The 23,993-nt window shown below is 72.7% G+C and carries 20 protein-coding genes and 1 pseudogene; 6 read left to right on the forward strand and 15 right to left on the reverse strand.

All coding sequences use genetic code 11. The annotated features are described in order from the left end of the window. Window positions 1-157: 157 nt before the first annotated feature. Window positions 158-2,947 (reverse strand): penicillin acylase family protein, encoded by a 2,790-nt coding sequence (locus tag AC07AZ_RS32850; RefSeq protein ID WP_478854280.1) that lies wholly within the window; start codon window positions 2,945-2,947, stop codon window positions 158-160. 222 nt (window positions 2,948-3,169) lie between these two features. Between AC07AZ_RS32850 and AC07AZ_RS32855 the strand changes: the two genes are divergently transcribed. After that, window positions 3,170-3,772, forward strand: a complete 603-nt coding sequence (locus AC07AZ_RS32855; protein WP_478854282.1) for a hypothetical protein — start codon at window positions 3,170-3,172, stop codon at window positions 3,770-3,772. 419 nt (window positions 3,773-4,191) lie between these two features. On the opposite strand, the pseudogene soxR reads toward AC07AZ_RS32855, so the two are convergent. Next, a pseudogene (gene soxR / locus AC07AZ_RS32860) lies at window positions 4,192-4,671 on the reverse strand (redox-sensitive transcriptional activator SoxR); the annotation flags it as partial. Between the two features lie 128 nt (window positions 4,672-4,799). Between soxR and AC07AZ_RS32865 the strand changes: the two are divergent. Then, the gene (locus AC07AZ_RS32865) at window positions 4,800-5,261 is read left to right on the forward strand and encodes a MaoC family dehydratase (RefSeq protein ID WP_478854284.1); all 462 of its coding nucleotides are present in this window, start codon (window positions 4,800-4,802) and stop codon (window positions 5,259-5,261) included. A 49-nt stretch (window positions 5,262-5,310) separates the two neighbouring features. Here the strand turns inward: AC07AZ_RS32865 and AC07AZ_RS32870 are convergent, their stop codons facing one another. The 3 genes from AC07AZ_RS32870 to AC07AZ_RS32880 all read right to left on the reverse strand — a co-directional run bounded on the left by AC07AZ_RS32870 (window position 5,311) and on the right by AC07AZ_RS32880 (window position 7,487). Next, window positions 5,311-5,934 (reverse strand): TetR/AcrR family transcriptional regulator, encoded by a 624-nt coding sequence (locus AC07AZ_RS32870; RefSeq protein ID WP_478854286.1) that lies wholly within the window; start codon window positions 5,932-5,934, stop codon window positions 5,311-5,313. Between the two features lie 85 nt (window positions 5,935-6,019). Beyond that, window positions 6,020-6,265, reverse strand: coding sequence for a YiaA/YiaB family inner membrane protein (locus AC07AZ_RS32875; RefSeq protein WP_478854288.1), 246 nt, complete (start codon window positions 6,263-6,265; stop codon window positions 6,020-6,022). 70 nt (window positions 6,266-6,335) lie between these two features. Next, window positions 6,336-7,487: an acyl-CoA dehydrogenase family protein gene (locus AC07AZ_RS32880; RefSeq protein WP_478854290.1), complete on the reverse strand. Its 1,152-nt coding sequence runs from the start codon at window positions 7,485-7,487 to the stop codon at window positions 6,336-6,338. A 100-nt stretch (window positions 7,488-7,587) separates the two neighbouring features. Between AC07AZ_RS32880 and AC07AZ_RS32885 the strand changes: the two genes are divergently transcribed. Continuing rightward, window positions 7,588-8,229, forward strand: a complete 642-nt coding sequence (locus AC07AZ_RS32885; protein WP_478854292.1) for a TetR/AcrR family transcriptional regulator — start codon at window positions 7,588-7,590, stop codon at window positions 8,227-8,229. 33 nt (window positions 8,230-8,262) lie between these two features. Here the strand turns inward: AC07AZ_RS32885 and AC07AZ_RS32890 are convergent, their stop codons facing one another. The 10 genes from AC07AZ_RS32890 to AC07AZ_RS32935 all read right to left on the reverse strand — a co-directional run bounded on the left by AC07AZ_RS32890 (window position 8,263) and on the right by AC07AZ_RS32935 (window position 20,545). Further along, complete coding sequence (locus AC07AZ_RS32890; protein ID WP_478854294.1) at window positions 8,263-9,345, reverse strand: Zn-dependent alcohol dehydrogenase; 1,083 nt, start codon at window positions 9,343-9,345, stop codon at window positions 8,263-8,265. Between the two features lie 11 nt (window positions 9,346-9,356). Next, window positions 9,357-10,745 (reverse strand): aldehyde dehydrogenase family protein, encoded by a 1,389-nt coding sequence (locus AC07AZ_RS32895; RefSeq protein ID WP_478854296.1) that lies wholly within the window; start codon window positions 10,743-10,745, stop codon window positions 9,357-9,359. A 171-nt stretch (window positions 10,746-10,916) separates the two neighbouring features. Then, complete coding sequence (locus AC07AZ_RS32900) at window positions 10,917-12,251, reverse strand: ABC transporter ATP-binding protein (protein WP_478854298.1); 1,335 nt, start codon at window positions 12,249-12,251, stop codon at window positions 10,917-10,919. Between the two features lie 215 nt (window positions 12,252-12,466). Beyond that, window positions 12,467-13,177, reverse strand: coding sequence for a class F sortase (locus AC07AZ_RS32905; protein ID WP_478854300.1), 711 nt, complete (start codon window positions 13,175-13,177; stop codon window positions 12,467-12,469). Beyond that, complete coding sequence (locus tag AC07AZ_RS32910) at window positions 13,164-13,946, reverse strand: hypothetical protein (protein WP_478854302.1); 783 nt, start codon at window positions 13,944-13,946, stop codon at window positions 13,164-13,166. Before AC07AZ_RS32910 ends, AC07AZ_RS32905 begins: the two co-directional genes overlap by 14 nt. A gap of 102 nt (window positions 13,947-14,048) precedes the next feature. Further along, complete coding sequence (locus AC07AZ_RS32915; RefSeq protein WP_478854304.1) at window positions 14,049-15,293, reverse strand: MFS transporter; 1,245 nt, start codon at window positions 15,291-15,293, stop codon at window positions 14,049-14,051. 38 nt (window positions 15,294-15,331) lie between these two features. Continuing rightward, entirely contained in the window at window positions 15,332-16,759 is a 1,428-nt protein-coding gene (locus tag AC07AZ_RS32920; protein ID WP_478854306.1) for a CitMHS family transporter, read from the reverse strand. Window positions 16,760-16,930: 171 nt separating this feature from the next. After that, window positions 16,931-19,165: a molybdopterin oxidoreductase family protein gene (locus AC07AZ_RS32925; RefSeq protein WP_478854308.1), complete on the reverse strand. Its 2,235-nt coding sequence runs from the start codon at window positions 19,163-19,165 to the stop codon at window positions 16,931-16,933. A 160-nt stretch (window positions 19,166-19,325) separates the two neighbouring features. Continuing rightward, on the reverse strand, window positions 19,326-19,943 hold the full coding sequence (locus tag AC07AZ_RS32930) for a TetR/AcrR family transcriptional regulator (protein WP_478854310.1): 618 nt from the start codon (window positions 19,941-19,943) through the stop codon (window positions 19,326-19,328). Next, window positions 19,940-20,545 carry a hypothetical protein gene (locus tag AC07AZ_RS32935; RefSeq protein WP_478854313.1) on the reverse strand — a complete coding sequence of 202 codons (606 nt, stop codon included), beginning with the start codon at window positions 20,543-20,545 and terminating at the stop codon, window positions 19,940-19,942. Before AC07AZ_RS32935 ends, AC07AZ_RS32930 begins: the two co-directional genes overlap by 4 nt. A 148-nt stretch (window positions 20,546-20,693) precedes the next feature. Here AC07AZ_RS32935 and hmgA point away from each other — a divergent pair, with 148 nt between their 5' ends. The 3 genes from hmgA to AC07AZ_RS32950 are packed head-to-tail and all read left to right on the forward strand — an operon-like array spanning window position 20,694 to window position 23,986. After that, window positions 20,694-22,019: a homogentisate 1,2-dioxygenase gene (gene hmgA / locus AC07AZ_RS32940; RefSeq protein WP_478854315.1), complete on the forward strand. Its 1,326-nt coding sequence runs from the start codon at window positions 20,694-20,696 to the stop codon at window positions 22,017-22,019. Between the two features lie 26 nt (window positions 22,020-22,045). Continuing rightward, window positions 22,046-22,795, forward strand: coding sequence for a GntR family transcriptional regulator (locus AC07AZ_RS32945; RefSeq protein WP_478854317.1), 750 nt, complete (start codon window positions 22,046-22,048; stop codon window positions 22,793-22,795). Between the two features lie 24 nt (window positions 22,796-22,819). Continuing rightward, entirely contained in the window at window positions 22,820-23,986 is a 1,167-nt protein-coding gene (locus AC07AZ_RS32950) for a type ISP restriction/modification enzyme (RefSeq protein ID WP_478854319.1), read from the forward strand. Window positions 23,987-23,993 lie beyond the last annotated feature (7 nt).

The raw sequence follows: 23,993 nt of genomic DNA on the forward strand, positions 1-23,993 counted from the left end.
CATAGATTCCGCTACGGGGTGGGGCGTGAGCTCCTCCCCCCGCGGAGCACACACCCCCCCCTGCCCGCCGTCACCATCCGGTCGGCCGCCGTCTCCCCCCCCCCCCCCCCCCCCCGCCACCGGTGACCGGTGAACGTCACCGGTCACCTCCCGCCCGTCACCGGTGCGAGGTGAACTCCACGACCTGCTGGAAGGTGGGCCGGTTCTGCCAGCTGATGTTGCCGTGCTTGATGCCGCCGAGCGTCCGCTGGACGATCGAGTCGGCACACCACTGGTCGCCCGCCGAGCACAGGTCGTCGCCGGGGTAGACCTGGGCCGCGGTCTTGCCCGCGGCCTGCTTCAGCGAGCTGATGAGCAGGTCACGGCAGGCGGTGAGGCTGCCGCCGCCGCAGTACTTCTGGGCCAGCGGGCCCTGGACCGTCTCGCCGAGCACGGACCGGATGTCCTTGTCGACATAGCTCCACCAGCCGTACTGGAAGGAGCTTCCGGCGTGCGCGCCGGTCGGTCCGTGGGCCGCCGACGGTGTCTCGTCCACGGGCAGGTTGGTGCCGAAGGCGGTGTACAGGTCGCTGCCCAGGCCCGGTTCGAACTCGGCCTTCACCAGCAGCGGCCACCAGGCGTCCAGCAGCCGTACGGCGTCGGCGTCGGCGTAGGTCTTGGAACCGGCAGACGTCTCGGTGCGCTTGGCGCCCGCCGACACCCAGGCCGACAGTTTGGCGACGGCGGACGCCGCGGTGGAGTCCGTCACCGTGGAGCTGTTGACCACCTTGAGGAGGTTCGGCAGCACGTCCTCGGCCCGCAGGTCGGCCAGGGCCGCGTCCGCCATGGCCTTGGCCAGGGAGGCCCTGGTGACCCCGCCGGCGGCGGCCAGCTTCTTGACCCGGTCCTCCAGCAGGTCGCCGCGGTGCACGGACCCGTCGCCCCAGGAGGCGGTCGTGTAGTCCTTGGCCTGCTTGTTGTTCCAGGAGATGTAGTAGTCCTGGTCGACGGAGTTGGGGTGGGCGGACGCCGGCGTGTAGTCGGCGGTGTTGGTCGCCGGGTCCCAGTTCCTCCACTCGTAGGCCGCCTGGGCCCACACCGGGAACTCGGCGTCGACACCGCTCGCCCGCACCGGGTTGTCGCCGCTGTTGTAGTACGCGGTGTGCGTGGAGTCGGCGTAGAACCAGTTGAAGGTGTAGTTGATGTGCTGCACCGCCGACTGGAAGGTCTGCGGGCTCTTCACGTAGTCCGGGTCGTTGAGCATCTGGAAGCCGATGATCGAGTCGGCCTCGTGCAGGTAGGAGGAGCGCAGGGTGGTGTAGGCGACCTTCTTGCCGCCGACGGTCGCCCGGTACTCGACCGGCCCGTACTTCGTGCGCCACACCTTCATCGTGTACGAGCCCGCCGCGGTGCCGTCGGCCGTGGTCGGCTTCCAGGCGTTCTTCTGTTGCACCTGCTCCATGGCCGTGCAGGTGCCGTGGTACAGGTAGTGGTTGTCGTCCTGGCACAGCTCGACGGCGTAGGAGTCGATGATGTCCTGGCCGGAGGTCGTGGCGCTCCACGCGTAGTCCTGGCCGCGCCCGAGCTCGACGTACATGCTCAGCCCCGCGAAGGAGGCGCCGCGGGCGCTGAGGCCCGGCCCCTGGATCTCCTGGAGCATGAGCAGCTGCGGCGCGAAGTAGCCGGTCTGCGGCCCGAAGACGGCGATGGGGTGCCCGCTCGCCGTGGCCTTCCCGCTGACCACCAGGGCGTTGGACATCCCGCGCCGGGCCGAGGTGAGGGCCGTGGTGGCCGCCGCGCTGGACGTGCCGGTCGCGCTCGCGGTCGCCGCGCTGCCCGTCCGGTCGTAGACCAGCTGTTCCTGGGTGACGGAGCCCGCGTCGGGCAGCGCCTCGCCCTGCGGGCTGTCGGGCCTGGTGGCGTACGGGAAGCTCTCGCCGTTGTGGACGGTGAGGGCGGCCTCGGGGTCGTTGCGCTCGCGGAAGGACTCCCAGACCCGGGTGCCCTCGCTCACGCCGTACTTGGCCTGGGCGGCGAGCAGGGACAGCGCGTTGTTGACCTCACCGCCGCCGCCGGAGCCGAAGAGCGAGCCGATCACGGAGGCCAGCGCGACCAGGTCGGTGGTCTTGAAGTGGTCGATCGTGCCGGCGTTGGTGACGGAGTCCTTGTGTCCGGTCAGCACGTACTCGCCGGGGAAGTACCGGCCGCTGTCGGAGGCGTCGATGTAGGAGTTGATGCCGGCCAAGTAGGCGTTGACGTCGGCGAGGGCCTGCTGGCCACGGGTGCCCGCTGCGGCGACCGCGCTGTCGATCTGGGCCTGGAGGTCGGCCTCGGTGTAGGGGGCGTTGCGCCAGAACTCCTGCTCCAGGCCCTGGTTGGAGGCGGCGCCGCCCGCGAAGGAGGTGACCTGGCCGCGCCCGACGTGACGGAACACGTCCATCAGCCACAGCCGGTCCTCAGCCGCGGCATACCCGGCACCGAACTCCGTGCCGTATCTGGTGGTACCGGTGATGTGCGGCACGCCCGTCTTCTTGTCGCGGACGATCGTGACGTCACCGCGGCCGCCCGGCTTCTCGGAGGAGGCGACCTGATCGGACGGGACCCCGAAGGACGCGTCGTTGAAGAAGGTGTTGATCTTGGCGTCGGTGAGCGTGGGGTAGCCCTTGGCCAGGTTGGCGTAGGGGCCGAGCTGGTCGTCGGCGTGGGCGGGCTGGGTGCCGAAGGCCTGGTTGAGGAGGACCTGCGCGAGGGTGGCGTTGCCGTTCTCGCCGGGCGGCAGGATGTCGGAGCACTGTCCGCCGCAGTAGTCGTTGCCGGCCGGCGCCTCGGCGGCGACCGCCGCCTGGGAAAGCGGGGACAAAAGACCGGCAATCAGGACGCATATGGATGCGGACTTCAGGAACCCGGGGAGTCCGTGGGGAGTTCTCAGTCTGTCGAGAAGGGTGCTGCCTGGGGTACGCCGTGGCATGTGTGCTCCTACCGACGGAGGGTGGGGCTGGACGTTACCGCCGGTATCCCCGCGAGTGAAGATGAACATGCGTCACTTTTTGGAGTCGGTAGGAAGACTCAGGGAGGGCATCGGAAAAGGGATGGAGCCAAATCGCTTGTCGATACGTCTATTCGGCGAAGTCCGTACGACGACACCGAAGTGACCGAAGTACAGGTGCAGGTGTGACGGAGGTGCAGGACGATGGCCGGTTTCCGGAGTCTGGCGAGACAGGTGCGAGATCCGCGCAGCGATCTGGCGCTGCGGCGCTACTCGCTGCGCAAGTGCCTTGAGCGGTTCGCGCCTTACGGGCACAGGGCGACCTGGGACCATTTGTGCTCCCGGGCGGGGTTCGGACCCGAGGACCGCTCCCCCGATCCGGTGCGGCTCGTGGCCGCACTGGACGAACTGGAGGAAGCGCGGTCGGTGTGGCTGGGCTACGAGGTCGAGTTCGCCGAGCGGCGCAAGAAGGAGAAGCACGACGGGCTGCGCCGGCCGGGCAGTGTGGACGACTGGCACCGGCTGACCTGGGGCGGCTTCGGGGTCGCGTGGTGCGACGACCCGCGGGTCCACCCGCGTGAACCGCTCGGGGAGGTGCTGCGCCGACTGACCTCCGCCCTGGGGCGGGACCCGGGTGCGGAGTGCCCGGTGTGCGGCGGTGAGCGGCTCGTGTGGAAGGACGAACTGGACCACGAACCATCGACCGGTCCGGTCTGCACGGCCTGCGGGATTCTCGTACCGCGGCCCGTGCTCACGCCCGAGGCCCTGGCGGACGCCAGGCGCGGGAGGCTGTTGGTGTCGGTCTGAGCGCGAGGGGGGTGCGCCGGGGATGCCGCACCCCCTGTTCTTCCGGAACGTTCCGCGACGCGTCGCGCGCTCCGACGCCCCGGCCCGCCCGCCGGATCCGCGCGGTGGGGTCAGGAGTCGCCGGGTGCGGTGCCGCCGGGTGCACGGCCGTCAGGTGCACGGCCGTCGGATGCGCTGCCGTCGCGTGCCCCGCTGCCCGATGCACGGCCGTCAGGTGTGCGGCCGTCGGGTGCGCTGCCGTCAGGTGCACGGCCGTCGGATGCGCGGTCGCGGGGTGCGCGGCCGGCAGACGCGAGGTCGCCGGATGCCCCACGGCCGGACGCGCGGCCGTCGGGTGTCCGACCGTCAGGTGCGCGGCCGTCCGGTATGCGGCCGTCGGGTGCGCGGCCGTCGGGTCCGGTGACGTCGGATGCGCGGCCGGGGGCCTCGCGGGGGCGGGCGGCGCGTCGTTCGACCAGCAGGCGGGAGCCGGTGAGCCGGTCGCCGAAGACGTCGTCCGGGTTGGACAGGACGCAGGTGTCCATGGAGAGGCAGCCGCAGCCGATGCAGTCGGTGAGGTGGTCGCGCAGGCGGTTCAACTGCGTTATGCGCTCGTCGACTTCGGACCGCCAGGCCGCCGAGAGGCGGGCCCAGTCCTCGCGGGTGGGGGTGCGTTCCTCGGGCAGTTCGGCGAGCGCCTCGCGGATCGTGGCCAGCGGGATGCCCACGCGCTGCGCGGCCCGTACGAAGGCGACCCGGCGCAGTGCGTCGCGGGAGTAGCGGCGCTGGTTGCCGGTGGTGCGGCGGCTGCTGATCAGCCCCTTGGCCTCGTAGAAGTGCAGGGCGGAGACCGCGGCGCCACTGCGGGCGGCGAGTTGGCCGACCGTGAGCTCGTGGATCGTCTCGGGAATCTGGGGCACCCCTCGAACCCTACCGACCGCGCCACACCGCCGGTCCGTTGACACGGGCCCTCCACCCGACCATGCTAAGCAGTCGCTTAGAGACTTCGTGTCGCGCCGACGCGACATGCGACCGGGAGGCCAGGGACATGGCAGAGCCGAGGATCTTCACGTCCGCCGACGAGCTGAAGGCAGCGGTGGGCGAGCAGTTGGGGCACACCGACTGGCTGGAGGTGGACCAGAAGCGGATCGACCTGTTCGCGGAGGCGACCGGCGACCACCAGTGGATCCACGTGGACCCGGAGAGGGCGGCCGCGGGCCCCTTCGGGACGACCATCGCGCACGGCTACCTGACCCTGTCGCTGCTCCCCCTCTTCGGGCCGCAGCTGATCAAGGTCGAGGGCGTGAAGATGGGCGTCAACTACGGCACCAACAAGGTCCGTTTCCCCTCCCCCGTGCCGGTCGGCTCCCGGCTGCGCGCCACCGCCGCCATCACCGGCGTGGACGACGTGCCCGGCGGCATCCAGGTGACCGTCGCCTTCAGCGTGGAGCGCGAGGGCGGCGACAAGCCGGTGTGTGTCGCGGAGTCGGTGTCCCGCTACTACCTCTAGCGGCTCCCCCTGGGCGCGTGCCCGGCACCCCCCGTGCGGCCCCCGCGGGTCACCGGGCTCCCACCATCCGCAGAACGAGGTCGGCGTACAGGTCGCCGATCTCGTCCGGTGTCCAGGAGCCTTCGATGTTGAACCAGCGGGCCACGTCGATGCACAGGGACAGCACGGCGAGGGTGGTCCCGCGGACGTCGGGCACGTCGAACTCGCCCGTCGCCACGCCGTCCTCGACGATCCCGCGCACCTGGGCGTCGACCTGGCGGCGCAGCGCGAGGATCTCGGCGCGGGCGTCGGGGCCGAGGGAGTCCAGTTCGTACTGCACGACCCGCGCGGTGGTGCGTCCGCCGGCGTGCCAGCGGACGAAGGAGCTCACGGCGTCGGCGAGCCGCTCGGTGGCGCCGCCCTCACCCTCGGCCGCGGTCCGCAGGATCTCCAGCGCCTTCTCGTGGCCGATCCTGCTGATGCGGTGGAGCAGCTCCTCCTTGGTCTTGTAGTGGATGTAGAGCGCGGCGGGGCTCATGCCCGCGCGGCCCGCGATGTCGCGGGTCGTCGTGGCGTGGTAGCCCCGCTCGGCGAACGCCTCCACCGCGGCGACCAGCAGCCGCCGGGCCGCGTCGGGCGTGACCTCGCCCCACGGCTGCGGCTCTCCGCCGACCGTCTGCTCCGCCGTACTCATCGCTCGTTCGCCCCTCTCACCGGCACGGGGTACACCATACCGCCGAAGCTGAGCGGGCGCTTAGAGCTGGCTCGCCGGGGGCCGGTCAGAGCTTCTCGAAGGGGCTGTACGTGCGCGCCGCCGCGTCCTGCCGGTCGCGGATGACCTTGGCCAGGGTGAAGGCCGAGGTGACCAGGTACAGGACGGCGATCGCGAGGAACGCCCGCACCCAGGCGTCCGCGTGCAGCCTGAAGATGCCGATGGCGGTCGCGCCCATGGCGACGGCGAAGGAGGCGACCGCCTGGCCGTAGAAGGCGGCGGTGTTCTGCGGCTTGCCCGATGTGTCACTCATGGGGACAAGGATCGGCCCGAGGCGGCACGCGCCGCATCCGCCGGGATACTCAGACCGCACGGTGACGTACTCAGAACGCCGAGACGCCCGTGAGCGCCCGGCCGATGACCAGCTTCTGGATCTGGCTGGTGCCCTCGTAGAGGGTCATGACGCGGGCGTCGCGCAGCAGCTTGCCGACCGGGTACTCGTCGATGTAGCCGTAGCCGCCGAAGACCTGGAGGGCGTTGTTGGCGGCGCGGACGGCGGCCTCGGAGGCGAAGAGCTTGGCCTTGGAGGACTCGGTGGCGAACGGCAGGCCGCGGTCGATCAGGTCGGCCACCCGCCAGGTCAGCAGCCGGGCCGCGTCCACGTCCACGGCGATGTCGCTGATCAGTTCCTGGACGAGCTGGTGCCGGGCGATGGGCTTGCCGAACTGCTCGCGTTCGCCCGCGTACCGCACGGCCGCGTCCAGTGCCGCCTGGGCGATGCCCACGCAGCCCGCCGCCACCGACATCCGGCCCTTGGCCAGGGCCGACATGGCGACCGAGAAGCCCTTGCCCTCGGGCGCGAGCATCGCGGTGGCGGGGACCCGCACGCCGTCGAGGACGAGTTCGGCGGTGGCCTGGCCGCGCAGCCCGAGCTTGCCGTGGATGGTGCGGCGGGTCAGACCGGGGGTGTCGGCGGGCACCAGGAAGGCGGAGACGCCCTTGTGCCCGGGGGCGTCGGTGGAGCGGGCGAAGAGCAGCACCACGTCGGCCCAGGTGCCGTTGGTGATGAAGGTCTTGGTGCCGCTGATCACGTACGCGTCGCCGTCGCGGACCGCGCGGGTGGTGAGGTTGCCGGCGTCCGATCCGGTGCCCGGCTCGGTGAGTCCGAAGCAGCCGACGTACGCGCCGGAGGTGAGGCCGGGCAGCCAGCGCCGCTTCTGCTCCTCCGTGCCCCACGCGGCGACGGACTTGGCGACCAGGCCGAGGGAGACCGACACGATCCCGCGCACCGAGGAGTCGCCGCGCCCGAGCTCCTCGGTGACCAGGCAGTACGCGAGGTGGTCGCCGCCGCTGCCGCCGTACTCCTCGGGGACGGTCAGACCGAGGAAGCCGACCTCGCCGAGCTTCTTCACGATCGACCGGTCCACCTCCTCGGCACGGTCCCACTCGACGACATGGGGGGCGATCTCGCGTCCCACGAAGTCCCGGGCGAGCTGCCGTACGGCCGTCTGCTCCTCGCTGAGCCCCAGGTTCACGCCGAGTCACCCCACCCCATCCGAAACGAGTCCGCCTCTTGAAAGCCGGACATTTAAATTAGCACTGCTAGTTTCAGTGTGCAGCCCTACTATGTGCGCCATGGCCCGACCGCGCAAGCCCCTGCTCAGCACCGACCGGATCGTGGCGACCGCGCGGGAGCTGGTGGACGCGGAGGGTCTGGCGGCCGTCTCCACCCGCCGGCTCGCGGCGGAACTCGGGGTGAGCGGGCCCTCGCTGTACAACCACTTCCGGACCAAGGACGAGATCCTGGAGGCGGTCGCCGACTCGGTGAGCGCGCAGGTCGACCTGTCGGTGTTCGACGACGACCGGGACTGGCGGACCGCGCTGCACGACTGGGCCGTCTCCTACCGCGCCGCCCTGCGCGACCACCCGAACATCGTCCCGGTCCTCGCGCGCGGCCCCGGCCGCCGGCCCGCGGCGCTCCGGCTCGCGGACGCCGTCTACGGCGCGATGGTCGCCGCCGGCTGGCCGCCCGCGCAGGCCACGTCGATCGGCGCGCTGATGCGGTACTTCATCATGGGCTCGGCGCTCGGCTCCTTCGCCGGCGGCTTCGTGGACGACGCCACCGCCTACGACCCCGCCGACTACCCCCACCTCGGACAGGCCCACCTCCTCGCCGACCAGCAGGAGAAGATCGACGAGCGGGCCTTCGGGACGGGACTCACCGCGCTGCTCGACGGGCTGGCGCGGCAGTACGAGCAGGTCGGGCGCGCCGGGTAGGACTGGCCCGCGACCCGCGGGCACCCGCGCCCGTCAGAACACCACCAGCGCCCGGCCGCCCTTTCCGGCCAGCATGTTCTCGAACGCCGCCGGGATGCCGTCCAGGCCGATCCGTTCGGTCACCAGCGCGCCCAGGTCCAGGCGGCCGGCGCGCACGTGCTCGGCCAGTACGGGGAGGTCCTTCGCCGGGTCCGAGTCGCCGTAGACGCAGCCCGAGAGGGTGCGGCCCCAGTGGAAGAGCTCCAGCGCGTTGAAGGTGACCTGCTGGTCCTTGCCGCCGATGCCGACCACCGTGGTGCGGCCGCCGCGGCGGGTGGAGTCCCAGGCCGCGCGGATGGTGACCGCGCGGCCCACGCACTCGACGGCCACGTCCACGCCCTGCTTCCCGGTGCGGGCGCGGATCTCGCGGGCGGTGGTGTCGGAGGCGACGACGTAGTCGGTGGCGCCCGCCGCGCGCGCCAGTTCCTCCTTCTCCGGGGACACGTCGACCGCGACGATCTTCGAGGCGCCCGCGATGCGGGCCGACTGGAGGGTGGCGAGCCCGACGCCGCCCACCCCGAACACCGCGACCGTCTCCCCCGGCAGGACCCGCGCCGAGTGGTGGACGGCGCCGTAGCCGGTGAGGACCGCGCAGCCGAGGAGGGCCGCGTCGGTGAGCGGGACGCCGTCCGGGACCGGCAGGACGCAGGCGACCGGTACGACCGTCTCCTCGGCGAACGCGGCGACGTTCAGCCCGGGGTGCAGGTCGGTGCCGTCGGCGGCGCGGCGGGCGTGGATGTCGGCGGCGCCGTTGAGGGCGTTGGCGCACAGCCACACCTCGCCGAGCGAACAGGCGTGGCATGTCCCGCAGGACGGCGCCCAGTTGAGGACGACGCCGTCCCCCGGCGAGAAGCGGGTGACACCCTCGCCGACGGCGACGACCGTGCCGGCGCCCTCGTGGCCGAGGACGGCGGGGACCGGCACCCGCATGGTGCCGTTGGACAGGGACAGGTCGGAGTGGCAGACCCCGGCGGCGGCGAGACGGACGCGGACCCGACCCGGGCCGGGGTCCGGGAGCTCGATCTCCGTGATCTCCAGGGGGGCGCCCACGGCGGGCAGGACGGCGGCACGAACCACGGGAGGACTCCTCAGAACTGCAGGGACTTGGTCTGGAGGTACTCGGACAGGCCGTGCGTGCCGAGTTCGCGGCCCACACCCGACTGTTTGTAGCCGCCGAAGGGCGCGAGCGGGTTGAAGCGGCCGCCGTTGATGTCGACCTGGCCGGTGTCCATCCGGCGGGCGAAGGCCACGGCCTCCTCCCGGTCGCCGGCCCAGACGGCGCCGGCGAGGCCGTAGACGGTGCCGTTCGCGATCCGCAGGGCGTCCTCCTCGTCCTCGTAGCGCAGGATCGACAGGACGGGTCCGAAGATCTCCTCCTGGGCGATCGCCATGTCCGGGGTGACGTCGGCGAACACCGTGGGGCTGACGAAGTAGCCCTGCTCGCGCGGTGGTTCGGAGCCACCCGCGACCAGGCGGGCGCCCTCGGCCACACCCTTGTCGATGTAACCGAGCACCCGGGTCCGCTGCTTGGCGTTGACCACCGGGCCGATCCGGTCGCCGTACCTGGCGGCGGCGGCCGCGGCCAGTTCGACCGCCTCGTCGTAGCGTGAGGTGTGCACCAGCATGCGGGTCCAGGCGCTGCACGTCTGGCCGGAGTTGGACATCACGTTCGCGACCCCGACGTTGACCGCCTTGGCGAGGTCGGCGCTCGGCAGGATCACGTTGGCGGACTTGCCGCCCAGTTCGAGGGCCACCTTCTTGACGGCCGCGCCCGCCGCCGCGCCGATCCGCCTGCCGACGGCGGTGGAGCCTGTGAAGGAGACCAGGTCGACGCCGGGATGCTCGGCGAGGGCCTGCCCGGCGACCGGGCCGAGACCGGTGACCAGGTTGAACACGCCCGCGGGGATGCCTGCTTCGTCGACGGCCTCGGCGAAGAGCTGCGCGGTCAGCGGGGTGTCCTCGGCCGGCTTCAGCACCACGGTGCAGCCCGCCGCGAGCGCCGGGGCCACCTTCGCGACGATCTGGTGGAGGGGGTAGTTCCAGGGCGTGATGGCGGCGACCACACCGACCGGCTCCAGGTGGACGGTGGAGTTGCCGGCCTTCTCCTCGAAGGCGTACGTCGCGGCCAGTTCGGCGTACGAGCCCGCGACCGCGATCGGCACGGCGGCGTGCACCGCCTGCGAGAACGCGAGGGGGGAGCCCAGTTCGGCGGTGACCGTGCGGGCGATCTCGTCGGCCCGGGCCGTCAGGACGTCCCGGAGGGCGGCCAGCCGTGCGGCGCGCTCGGCGGGCGCGGTCCGGGCCCAGCCCGGCAGGGCGCCGCGGGCGGCCCGTACGGCGGCGTCGACGTCCTCGGCGGTGCCCGCGGGAACCCGGGCGATGACCTGTTCGTCGGCCGGGTTCACGACCTCGATCGTGTCGGGCCCCGCGGCCGGGCGCCAGGCGCCGTCGATGTACATGCCGTCGTGTGCCTTCATGGTGCGTCCTCCCGGCGGGGCGGTGTCGTCGTCCGGCTCACAAACTAGCGGTGTTAGTTTTCGGGCGCCAGACACCCCGGACGTCGGCGGAGCGAGAGTTACGTCTCGGCGCGCCCGGACGCGGCGCGGCCCGCCGCCGCGGACGGTCCGCGTACCCGCGCCGGGCGCGCGTCACTCGTCCAGGTCGGGCAGGCGGTCCGGGGCCGGGCAGATCCGCTCGCCGTGCTGGTCGAAGACGAACAGATGGGCGATGTCGACGAGCAGCGGCACCTGCATGCCCCGCCGCAGGTCGATGTCGGGAGTGGTGCGGACGACGAGATCGCCGGGCAGGCGGCCCTCGGGCGGCTCGGGGCCGGTGTCGTCGTCCGCTCCCTGATCGAGGACCACCACCGGCCCGGCCCGCAGCGTGCCCGCCCGCCCCTTCAGCCGGTCCAGGACCGTGCCCTCGCGGCGCCGGCGCCGGACCGGCCGCGCCGGACGCGGCGCCTCCAGGTCCGGTACGACCGCGGGGCGCGACCCGGTGTCGAAGTGCACGAGGACCTCGTGGCCCTGGAACTCCACGTGCTCCACCAGACCGCTGATGGCCACCTCGCCCGGGCGGGCGGACGCGGGCCGCGCGATCCGCACCGCCTCCGAGCGCAACCCCACGATGACCTCCCGGCCCTGCTGCACGCGCAGCAACTGGTGGTCCAGGCATAGGGGTTCGGGCAGGCGCAGGAACTGCCTGCCGAGGCTGATGGTCATCGCCCCGTCCAGCGGAGCGCGCACCAGACCGCACAGCAGGTTGATGCGCGGGGTGCCGATGAAGGCGGCGACGAAGACGTTGCGCGGCAGGGCGTACACCGAGCGCGGGGCACCCACCTGCTGGAGGACCCCGCCGCGCAGGACGGCGACCCGGTCCCCGAGGGACATGGCCTCGGACTGGTCGTGGGTGACGTAGACCGTGGTGACGCCCAACTCGCGGGTGAGGTGGGTGATCTCGGCCCGCAGGTGGTTGCGGAGCTTGGCGTCGAGGTTGGACAGCGGCTCGTCCATCAGGAAAGCCGAGGGGTGCCGGGCGATGGCCCGGCCCATGGCGACGCGCTGGCGCTCGCCGCCGGAGAGCTGGCTGGGGAAGCGGTCGAGGAGGTCCTCTATGCCCAGCATGCGGGCGGTGGCCTCCACCCGCGGGCCCGGGTCGTCGCCGGGGCTCTCGACCCGCAGCGGGAAGCCGATGTTGCCGCGGCTCGTCATGTTCGGGTAGAGCGCGAAGTTCTGGAACACCATCGCGATGTCCCGCTCGGACGGGAGCAGGTCGTTGGCGTGCTCGCCGTCGAGCCGCAGCTCGCCGCTGGTGATCTCCTCCAGGCCCGCGATCATCCTCAGCACGGTGGACTTGCCGCAGCCGGAGGGGCCGAGCAGGACCAGGAACTCGCCGGGCACGATGTCGAGCGAGAGCCGGTCCACCACCCGGACGCCCTTCCCGTAGACCTTGCTGACGTCGTGCAGGGAGATGGCGCGTGTCATGACGGTGCCCCCGGGGGCTCACTTGGGCGCTGGTACTCCGCGGTCGGAGGTCCCGTGCGGGTCGTACGGGCCCGTGAGTCACGGAAGCTAACGGACAGTGCGCGGTCGGGGGAAGACGCTCGACGCAATCGGACTCCGTGATCCGCTGCGGGAGGAAACGGACGCGCCGGTTCAGCGGCGCCGGCCCCCGGTCGCGGCGGGTGGCCGGCGCCCGGTCAGCGGGTCGCGGTCAGATGGGCGAAGACCACGACGTTGCCGGTGTAGCCGGTCCTGCGGGTGAAGAGGCCCCCGCAGGTGAGCACCCGCAACTCGGGGCGTCTGCTCGGGCCGTACACCTCCTTGTCGGGGAAGCGCGCCTTGTCGAAGACCCGCACGCGGTCCACGGTGTAGACGGCGGTACGGCCGTCCGTGCGCCCGGCCTCGATCCGGCTGCCGCGGGTCAGCTGGGCCAGGGCGGCGAACACCGCGGGGCCGGTCTTCGTGTCGCGGTGACCGACGGCGATGGCCGTGCCGGTCTCGCCGGGTGCGGGCCCGTCCTGGTACCAGCCGACGAGCTTGGGTCTGTCCAGGGGCGGTGTCCCGAGTTGCCGGTCGGGGCCGAGACGCAGCCCGATGACGGGCGCGGTGATGCCCAGGGAGGGGACGCGCAGGGTGGTGGCCGGCGACCGGGGCAGCGGCCGGGGCGGGGGCGTGGGGTCGGGCGACGCGGTGGGTCCGGGCTCCGGGCTCCGCCCGTCGGCGTCGCCCGGGGCGGGGTCGGCCGGAGCCCCGGCGGCCGCCGGACCGCCGGCCCGGACGGGCCCGGGCGGCTCGTGCCCCCCGCACCGGACGACCGTCACCAGGACGGCCACGATCATGGCCGTCCTGGCGAGGCGGTAGGCGCGGGTCCGGTACCAGGGCCTGCGTCTGCGCCTACGCGGCACCATGCGAGCGTCGGCGCAGCAGCCGGAAGTACACGGCTCCGCTGACCACGACCAGGCCGACGGCCGCGGCCGCGCTCAGCGGGGTGTACGCCTGCACGGTGTCGACGAGACCGCCGCCACCGGCGTGGACGCCGCCCTTCGGGGCCTCGCCGCCGCCCTCGGAGCGTTCGCCGCCCTGGCCGCCGGCCTGGTCGGGCCGGCCGGCCTGGCCGCCGGCTTGCTCGGGCCGGCCGCCCTGGCCGCCGTCACCACCGGGGCCGCTCATGCCCGCCGCCTGACGGCCGTCCTCCCCGATCGGGCGGTTCGGGTCCTGGTTGCCCTCGCGCCGGTCCTCGCGGCAGCTGACCTTGAAGATCTTCACCTTGGGCGACGGGACCGGGGCGGTGGCCCCGACGGGCGTGATGGTCCACTCCAGCGTGTACGACCCCTCGGCCAGCCCCAGCGTGTCGGTGTGCCCGGCACCCTGGGTCAGCTCGATGCTGCCGGTCACGGTGGCACTGGAGGGCGCCGGGGGCCGCGCCTTGATGGTGTAGGCGACGGTCGGCAGCTCGCCGAAGTTCGCGGCGTCGAGGTAGAACCTGCAGACCACCGGGTCGTCCTTCGAGACCCCGAAGGGCACCTGCTCACGGTGGATCCTGATGTCGGCACCGTCGCCGGGGGCGGCCATGGCGGTCGGCGTCGCGATCCAGGTGGCCCCGGCCGCGGTGAGTACGGTGAGGGCCGCGGCGCCGAGGCGGGTGCCGACGGCGGACGGGGGCAGCAAGGTGGGCATGGACGTTCCTCCGAGTCAGACGATTTTCACACAAATCGCGCTTTCATCTGACTCTCTTTCACATCCGCCGCCCACGGCACGGCAGCGCCACCCGACGCGCCGTCAGATGTCGCTCGACCGGCGCAAGCCGCCTCCGGTACGGCCACCGGCCGGGACCGACCCGGCCGCCGGAGCGGTTCCCGGAGCCGCCGGCGCACGCAGGGCGCCGCCGGCCGAGAGCAGCAGGAGGGCGCCGAGCATCACGAACGGCGCGGCCGCGCCCGTGGCGCCCGCGACCAGTCCGGCCGCCGCCGGAGACGCGACCTGGCCCAGCCGGTTGCCGGTCAGCCGCAGCGCGAGGGCCGTGGACCGGGCACCCTCCGGGGCCGCCTGGACGACCGTCGTCATCGACAGCGGCTGACCGACACCGAGACAGAAGCCGAGAGCGATGAGCAGGAGGGCGAGCGCCCACACCGGCACCGGCACGGCGATCCCGGCGCACAGCACGGCCGCCAGCACACAGGTCACGGTGAGCAGCAGGGTGCGGCCCAGCAGCCGCAGCAGGGGGGTCAGCACGAGGCGGCAGGCGATGGTGGCCGCCGCGCGCAGGCTGAGCAGCAGGCCGATCACCGGCGGTGCGATGCCCCGGTGGTCGCCGACCACCGGCAGGTAGGCGGTGAGGACGTCGGTGGCGGAGAGCACGGAGAGGCTGACCAGGAGGCCCGCGGGCACGCCGCGGGCGCGCAGGATGCGGCCGAGCGGGACGGGTCCGCCGCGTCCGGCGGACGACGGGGCCGTCGCGGGACGTTCGATGCGCCACAGCGAGGTGAACGCGACCGTGGCGCCCGCGCCCGCGGCGAACAGGGCGAGCGCGCTGGTGCCGGCCCGGTCGGGGCCGCCGATCAGGGCGCCCGCGGCGATCGGTCCGGCGAGCTGGCCGAGCGAGGCGCCGATGGTGAAGTGGCCGAAGTTGCGGTCCTGTTCGTGCGGGGCGGACTGGCGGGCGACGAGCGACTGGGCGCCGATCACGAAGCACAGGTGTCCGAGGCCCGTCACGCCGCTCCAGACCGCCATCGTCCACAGGGAGCCCGCGGCACCGCTCAGCGCGCAGCCGGCGGAGATGAGGAGCACACCGGAGGGCAGCAGGGGCGCGCAGCGGCCGTGGTCCGTACGGCGGCCGAGCGGGACGGCGGCGAGGAGCGGGAGCAGGGCGTACACCCCCGCGACCACCCCGACCGCCCGCTCGTCCGCGCCCAGCGCGAGGGCCCGGTAGGAGACGGCGGGCCGGGCCATCGACACCGCCCCCTGCGCGAAGCAGAAGGCGATGACGAGGCGGAGCAGCCAGCCGCGGTTCTCACCGGGCGCCATGGTCAAGTCCTCTGTACAAGAGTCTTTGTGACGTCGCGTCAGATGATGCCGAAGAGGATTCCGGCGCCCAGGATCACCGCCGAGGTCAGCGCGGCCCACTTCACCACGAACCTCGTGTGGTCGCCGAACTCGACCTTGGCCATGCCGACCAGGACGTACACGGCCGGGACGAGCGGGCTGGACATGTGCAGCGGCTGGCCGACGAGCGAGGCGCGGGCGATCTCCAGGGAGGAGACGCCGTGGGCCTGGCCGGCCTCGGCGAGCACGGGCAGGACGCCGAAGTAGAAGCCGTCGTTGGACATGAAGTAGGTGAGCGGGATGCTCAGGACGCCGGTGACGAAGGCCATGTGCGGGCCCATGCCGTCCGGGATGTTGTCCACCAGCCACTTGGCCATGTGGTCGACCATGCCGGTGCCGGTGAGCACGCCGGTGAAGACGGCGGCGGCGAAGACCATGCCGGAGACGTTCAGCACGTTCTCGGCGTGCGCGCCGATCCGGGCCTTCTGGTCGGGCATGTGCGGGAAGTTGACGGTGAGGGCCAGCGCGGCGCCGAGCACGAACAGCACCGGGATCGGCAGCCACTCCATGATCATGGCGGTCAGCAGGGTGACGGTGAGCAGCGCGTTGAACCAGTACAGCCTGGGGCGGAGGGTGGCACGGTTCGGGTCCAGGCCGCGGAAGCCGTCGTCGTCGGCGTCCCCGGTGTGGTCCTCGGGCGTGTCCGCGCCCGTTCCGGTGCCCGCGCCGCCGGTGCGCACGGGGGTCGGGCCGGTGCCGGGGCCGGAGCCGCCGGCGCCCACCAGGACCGTCTCGGTCTCCTTCTCCTCGACCAGCGCCTCGTCCAGCGTCAGCACGCCGAGCCGCCTGCGCTCGCGGCGGCCGAGGACGTACGCGAGGACGAGGACGCCCAGCAGGCCGACGGCCAGGGCCGGGATCATCGGGACGAAGATGTCGCTCGCGTCCAGCTTCAGGGCGGTGGCGGCGCGGGCGGTGGGGCCGCCCCACGGCAGCGTGTTCATCACACCGTTGGCCATGGCGGCGACACCGGTCATCACGACCAGGCTCATCTTCAGGCGCTTGTACAGCGGGTACATCGCCGAGACCGTGATCATGAAGGTGGTCGAGCCGTCGCCGTCGAGCGAGACGATCGCGGCGAGCAGGGCCGTGCCGACCACGATCCGCAGCGGGTCCGCCTTGCAGAACCTCAGGATGCCGCGGACGATCGGGTCGAAGAGACCGACGTCGATCATCACCCCGAAGTAGACGATCGCGAACATGAGCATCGCCGCCGTGGGGGCGAGGCTGGTGACGCCGTCGATGACGTAGTCACCGAGCTTGGCGCCCTTCCCGACGACGACACAGAACAGTGCCGGGATCAGCACGAGCGCCGCGATCGGCGACATCTTCTTCAGCATGATCAGGACCAGGAAGGTCGCGATCATGGCGAAGCCGAGGATGGTCAGCATGAGTGGATACCTAACGTTCGCCCTTGAACTCCCACCAGGGCCGGCGGTGGCGTTGACGTTAGGTCTGTTCGTTCGGCGTTAACAAGACGTTGACCTGCGAGCAATAAGCGCAAAATCGCAGGTCACGGCTTTGCACTGGTCAGGGCGTGGGCGCGGTGGGGCTCATTCCGGTCACGGGGCGACCGCGGTGACCTCGATCGGTACGCCGTTGAGCACCGCGTTGCCCGACAGCGGATCGAGCAGGCTGCCGTCCAGGAGCTGGTTGACGTTGACGCCGGGATCGGTCGCCGCGTGGCTCATCCGGGTGCCGGGGCGGTCGTGGCCCCAGCCGTGCGGCAGGCTCACCACGCCCCGGCGCACGCTGTCGGTCACCTCGGCGGGGGCGGTCACCTCTCCCCCGGCGCCCTTCACCCGCACCGGCGCCCCGTCGCGCACCCCCAGCCGCTCCGCGTCCTCGGGATGGATGTGCACGGTGCAGCGGTTCGTACCGCCGGTCAGGGCGGGCACGTTGTGCATCCAGCTGTTGTTGGAGCGCAGATGGCGGCGGCCGACGAGGACGAGCCCGTCGGGGAGCTCGCGCAGGGCCCGGCGCAGCCGCGGCAGGTCGTCCGCGATCGGCCCCGGCAGCAGTTCCACCTGACCGCTGGTGGTCTTCAGCGGCTGCGGCAGACGCGGCTGGAGCGGTCCGAGGTCGATGCCGTGCGGGTGTGCCAGCAGTTTCTCCAGGCTCAGCCCGTCCGGGCGCAGGCCGAAGCCGTCGCCGTAGGGGCCGAGGCGCAGCATCAGGTCGAGCCGGCGCTCCGGGCCGCTGACGCCGGTGAGCAGGCCGGCCAGCTCGCGCGGGTCGCGCCCGTGCACGGGCGAGTGCGCCTCCTTGACCGCCTTGCCGAGGGTCTGGTCGATCACCAGGGTGTCGACGGCCGCCGGGTCGGCGCCGTGCATGCCGGTCGCGGCCAGGGTCAGCCGGGCCAGGATCTCGGTCTCCGGCATCCGGCCGGGTTCCAGCGGGACGGCGGGGCGGGTGTAGCGGACCTGGTTGCGGACGGCGAGGGTGTTGAAGGCGAAGTCGTGGTGCGCGCTCTGCGCGGGCGGGGGCGGCGGCAGGACGACGTGCGCGTGGCGCGAGGTCTCGTTGAGGTAGGGGTCGACGCTGACCATGAAGTCGAGCGAGCCGAGCGCCTTGTCGAGGCGGTCGCCGTCGGGGGCGGACAGCACGGGGTTGGCGGCGACGGCGACGAGGGCGCGGACCGGCTCGCCCTGTGCCGTCGCGGTGTCGATCTCCTCGGCGAGCGCGGACAGCGGCAACTCGCCCTTCGCCTCGGGATGTTCGCTCACCCGTGAGTGCCAGCGGCCGAGCGCGAACCCGTGGCCGGGTCCGGCCGGGCGGGGCGTCCGGTCGGTGGCGGCCTGCGGGAAGAGGGCGCCGCCGGGGCGGTCGAGGTTGCCGGTGAGGATGTTGAGGACGTCGACCAGCCAGCTGGCCAGGGTGCCGTGCGGGACCGTGCAGCTGCCGATGCGGCCGTACACGGCGGCGGTGGGCGCGGCGGCCAGTTCCCGGGCGAGGGCGCGCGTCTCGGCGGCGTCCACGTCACAGGCGGCGGCGACCGCCTCGGGCGTGAACTCCGCGACGGCCTCACGCAGTTCGTCGAGTCCCCGGACGTGCGCGGCCAGTTCGCCGAGGTCGGCGAGGTCCTCGGCGAACAGGACGTGGGCCATCGCCGCGAGCAGCAGGGCGTCGGTGCCCGGCCGGATCGCGATGTGCCGGTCGGCGAGCTTCGCGGTGCGGGTGCGGCGCGGGTCGATGACGGTGAGGGTGCCGCCGCGGGCCTTGAGCGCCTTGAGCTTGCCGGGAAAGTCGGGCGCGGTGCACAGACTCCCGTTGGACTCCAGGGGGTTGGCGCCGATGAGCAGCAGGTGGTCGGTGCGGTCGAGGTCGGGGACGGGGATGAGGTTGGCGTCGCCGAAGAGGAGCCCGCTGGAGACGTGCTTGGGCATCTGGTCGACCGTGGAGGCGGTGAAGACGGAGCGGGTCCCGAGCCCCGCGAGCAGCACCGGCGGGTAGAGGGCGCCTGCCATGGTGTGCACGTTGGGGTTGCCGAGGACCACGCCGACGGAGTTCGGGCCGTAGCGCTCGACGACCGGGCGCAGGCCCGCCGCGACCGCGTCGAACGCCTCCTGCCAGGTGGCCTCGCGCAGTTCGCCGTCCCTGCGCACGAGCGGGGTGCGCAGCCGGTCGGGGTCGCCGTCGACGGCACCGAAGGAGGCGCCCTTGGGGCAGATGAACCCGCGGCTGAACACGTCGTCGCGGTCACCGCGGGCGCCCGTCACCCGGGTCCCCTCGACGGTGAGCGTCAGCCCGCAGGTGGCCTCGCACAGGGGGCAGATTCGCAGGGCGGTGCGGGACACGGGTCCTCCCGGGGAGCGGCGGCGGTGGCGCGGGGACTGACACCGAGCATACCGACCGGTATGAACGGTGGGGAGTACTTGCCGGCGGCGGCTCGCCCGATTCCGGCGGGGACGTGCGCGGGCCGGGGTCGGTCCAGGCCGGGTGCGCCCGGCGGCGGGCTCAGTCCAGCACCCGCGCCAGATACGCCCGCAGCAGCTCCCGGGTCTCCTCGATGATCCGCGGGTCCCCCTCCGGAGCGACCCGGAAGGCGAGGTGGACCAGGGTGTCGGCGGTCTCCACCGCGATCAGGAAGGTGCGCCGCAGGTCGTCGTCCGGCTCCCGGTCGAGGTAGCCGGACAGCAGGTCGGTGAGGCGGTCGGCGACGCGGTGGTTGGGTTCGGCGTACCGGGCGCCGACCGGTATCTGGTTGCCGAAGTCGACGAGGGAGAAGCCGGGCGCGGTGCGCTTCATGGCGAGGTACTCGTCGAGCACCGCGTCCACCGCCGCCCGCCATCCCCCGCCGCCGGTCTCCTTCAGCCGCTCGGCGACGCGCTCGGTGTAGCGCTCCAGGTTGCGCTGGGCGAGCGCGTCGGCCATCGCGCGCTTGTTGCCGAAGAAGCGGTAGACCGAGCCGATGGGGACGCCGGCGCGCAGCGCGACGGCACGGGTGCTCAGATCGTCGTAGCCGACCTCGTCGAGGAGGTCGGCGCAGGCGTCGAGTATGCGGGTCAGACGTTCGGCGCTGCGCCTCTGCACGGGCGCACGGCGGAGCGATGTCGCGTGGGGCACGGGCTTCATGATGCCTTCCCGCCTCGGTCCGGTGAACCTCGCCCCTCAGTACGGAGATCAGTGCCCGGTGCACTCAACGCGTGGCCCGCGGTCGTGGAAGCGTCCGCCCCGGACACCGTGACGTCCGCCGTGCTCTCCACCGGTTCGCCGGCCACGGACCACACCGTGTCGTCGTCGGCGTACAGGCGCGCGGTGACGTGGTGGGTGCCGTGCGGGACGTAGCGCGGCGCGAGGTGGTGTCGGGTGGTGCGCAGGGAGGCGACCGCGCGGCCGTCGACGAGGAGGAGGGCGTGCCCGCGGCCTGCCACGGGCTTCGCCGCGGCGCCGGCGGCGGAGAAGCGGAAGTGGTGGAGCGTCAGCCGGACGTCCCAGCCGGCGTCGGCGTCGGGTTCCACCTCGATGCCGACCCCGGGTGCGTCCTTGTCGTCCACCTCGCGGTAGTGCCGCCCTTCCCGGTCCGTCTTCTCCAGGAGCCTGCCCACCGCCACGGTCGGTGCTCCGGCACTCCCGCCCGGGTGTTCCCGTGCGTCGCCTGAACCGCAGCTCACGGATCCGGTCAGCAGCAGGACACAGACCGTGAGCGCGGCGAGAGGTCCACGCGTCCACGACATGCGGGGAGGTTAGAACACCGGTCCGGCGGCCGGATCCCCCTCAGGTCTGGTTCCTGTCGTCCCCAGTGAGGAGGCCCCCGACCTCTTGCGCCGGGGAAAACGCAATCCTACGGTGTTGCATAGGAATCGATACGCAAGGGAGCGATCAATGAGCGGGGACGCGCGGAAGGCCGCCGAGGAGTTGGCCCACCTCTCCGGTTTCGGCAACGAGCACAGCTCCGAGGCCGTCCCGGGGGCGCTGCCCGAGGGACGCAACTCGCCGCAGCGCGCACCCCTCGGGCTCTACGCGGAACAGCTCAGCGGTACGGCGTTCACCGAGCCGCGGGCGCACAACCGCCGCTCGTGGCTGTACCGCATCCACCCGTCGGCCGCGCATCCGCGCTTCACGCGCACGGACAACGGCGCGCTGCGCACGGCTCCCTTCACCGACGAGGTGCCCGACCCGAACCGGCTGCGCTGGGACCCGCTGCCCGAGCCGCCGGCGGGGACGGACTTCCTGGCGGGCCTGTGGACCCTCGGCGGCAACGGGGACGTCACCCAGCGCACCGGCATGGCCGTGCACCTGTATCACGCCACCTCCTCCATGGACCGGGTCTTCGGCGACGCCGACGGGGAGCTGTTGATCGTCCCCGAACACGGCGGGCTGCTGCTGCACACGGAGTTCGGCCGGCTGCATGTGGAGCCGGCACACATCGCACTGATCCCGCGTGGGGTCCGCTTCCGTGTGGAGCTGCTGGACGAGTCGGCCCGTGGCTATGTGTGCGAGAACTATGGTGCGGCCTTCCGCCTGCCCGACCTCGGCCCGATCGGGGCCAACGGGCTCGCGGCCCCGCGTGACTTCCGGGCCCCGGTCGCCGCGTACGAGGACGTCGAGGGGCCGGTGGAGGTGGTCAACAAGTTCTGCGGCAACCTGTGGACGGCCACCTATGACCACTCACCGCTGGACGTCGTCGCCTGGCACGGCAACTATGTGCCGTACGTCTATGACCTGCGCCGTTTCAATGTGCTCGGCACGATCAGCCACGACCATCCCGACCCGTCGATCTTCACGGTGCTGACCTCGCCCTCCGACACCCCCGGACTGGCGAGCGTCGACTTCGTCGTCTTCGCGCCGCGCTGGCTGGTCGGCGAGGACACCTTCCGGCCGCCGTACTTCCACCGCAACGTGATGAGCGAGTACATGGGCCTGATCGAGGGCGCCTACGACGCGAAGAGCTCCGGCCCGGGCGGCTTCGTGGCCGGCGGCGGCTCGCTGCACAACATGATGTCGGCGCACGGACCGGACCGGGAGACCTTCGACCGGGCGAGCGCCGCCGAACTCGTGCCGCAGAAGCTCGACGACGGGCTGGCGTTCATGTTCGAGACCCGCTGGCCGCTCTCGCTCACCCCGCACGCCGCCCGGGCGGAGCACCTGCAGCCCGGCTACGACGACGTGTGGCGGGGCCTGGAGCGGCACTTCCGCCCCTTGCACTGAAGATCCCCTACCGGTACGGATGGCGCGTGACCTCCTTCGCCCCGGACTCGATCGTCCTGAACCGCAAGCTGCCGCTCTGGTACCAGGTCTCGCAGTCGCTGCGCGCCTCGATACTGGGCCGCTCGCCCCGGGACCCCCTGCGACTGCCCACCGAGGAACAGCTCGCGGGGCACTACGGGGTGAGCGTGCTGACCATGCGTCAGGCGCTGAAGGAGCTGGAGGACGAGGGGCTGATCACCCGTCACCGGCGGCGCGGCACGTTCATCGAGCCCGGTGTGCGGCGGGGCGCGCCGGTCCGGCTGCTGGGCTCGGTGGACACGATCGTGGCCCAGCAGTCCGGCATGACCACCGATCTGCTGGACCAGGGCAGGACGCCGGTCCCCGCCCAACTCGCCGAGTACTTCCCCGACCTGGCCGAGGTGGCGACGTACCACCGGCTGCGCAGCGACGAGAAGACCGGCGAACCGACCAACCACGCCCGCAACTTCGTCCGCCCCGAACTCGCCGTGGGCATCGACGCGGAGGACCTGGTCCGCTGGCCGATGACCAAGGTGCTGCGGGACGTCGTCGGGGCGGACATCAGCCGCATCACGGACACGGTGGAGGCCCGGCTCGCCGACCCGGAGACGGCCCGGCTGCTCCAGGTCCCGCTGCTCAGCCCGATCCTGCACTACACCGGCGTCACCTACGACAGCGCGGGCCGGCCGCTGGACGTGGCCGTCATCCACTACCGGGGCGACCGTTTCTCCTTCACGGTCACCCTCGACGCCACCTGACCCGTGCCGCGGCCCGCCGATACGATGCCCAGCGTGACGCACGACGACGCTCCGCTGCTCGCGGACCTCATGCCGTGGTCCGTCGCACCGCCGCGGCTCGGCCGGGGGTGGCCGACGGGTCCGGACGCGGCATCCTTGAAAGCCCGCTGGGACACCCTGATGAAGGCCCAGGGCCCGGACCGCGAGGCCCTGTTCGAGCCGACCCGCGCACGCACCCCGCACTCCGCCGTCGGGCAGTTGCCGGGCCGGCCCGGCGACACCGGGAAGCTGGTCCGCGCCTCGGGTCCCTGCCCGGAGCCGGTCCGTGTGCTGAGCGCCCCCTTCGACGAGCGGTGGCTGATCCCCGACCACCGTCTGATCGACGCGGCCCGACCGGAGTTGTGGCGGGTGGCGGACGAACGGCAGATCTTCCTGGTCGAGACGCCCGCCGCCCCGGGCGCGGCCGGCCCCGTCGTCGTGGCGACCTCCCTGCTGCCCCTGTTGCGCCCCGGGCCGGTCCGCCCGCTGTACCGCCGCCCCGGCGGGCGGGAACCCAACCTGGCGCCGGGTCTGCTGGGCCACCTGGCCACCCGGCTCGGCCACCGTCCGGCCCCGGAGGACGTCCTCGCCTGGATCGTGGCGACGGCACGTCCGGGCGCGCGGGTGCCCCTCACCACGGACGCCGGCCTGTGGGCGCGCGGCGTGGACGTGGGCCGCCGTCTGGTCTGGCTGATGCGCCGCGACGGCGACCGTCCCAGGCTCCCGGGCGGCCGCCGCCCCTATGTGCGGGCCCCGCTGCCCGCGCTCCCGCTGACCCTGCGCTACGACCGCGACGAGGAGACCCTGTACCTGGACGAGGGCCGCGTCTCGCCGGTGCCGCCCGGGGCCTGGGACTACGAGGCCGGCGGGGTCCGCGTCCTGGAACAGTGGTTCACGAGCCGCACGAGTGAGCCCGAGCCGGGCACCCTGGCCGCGATCCGCCCCTCGGCCTGGCCGCAGCCGTGGACGTCGGAACTGCTGGAACTGATCACGGTCCTGGCTCTTCTGGCGGAACTGGCGCCTGAACAGGCGGAGTTCACGGTCACCTCCCCGCTCACCGCCACCGGCCTCCACCAGGCGGGCGTCCTCCCGCCGCCGGCCACGGCCCACCGCCCGGCCTCGGTCCTGGACCACCAGGAGGAGGGCCCGGAAGGCCAGTTCACCCTCCTGTGACTCCCGC

Source organism: Streptomyces sp. NPDC043878, assembly GCF_056435735.1.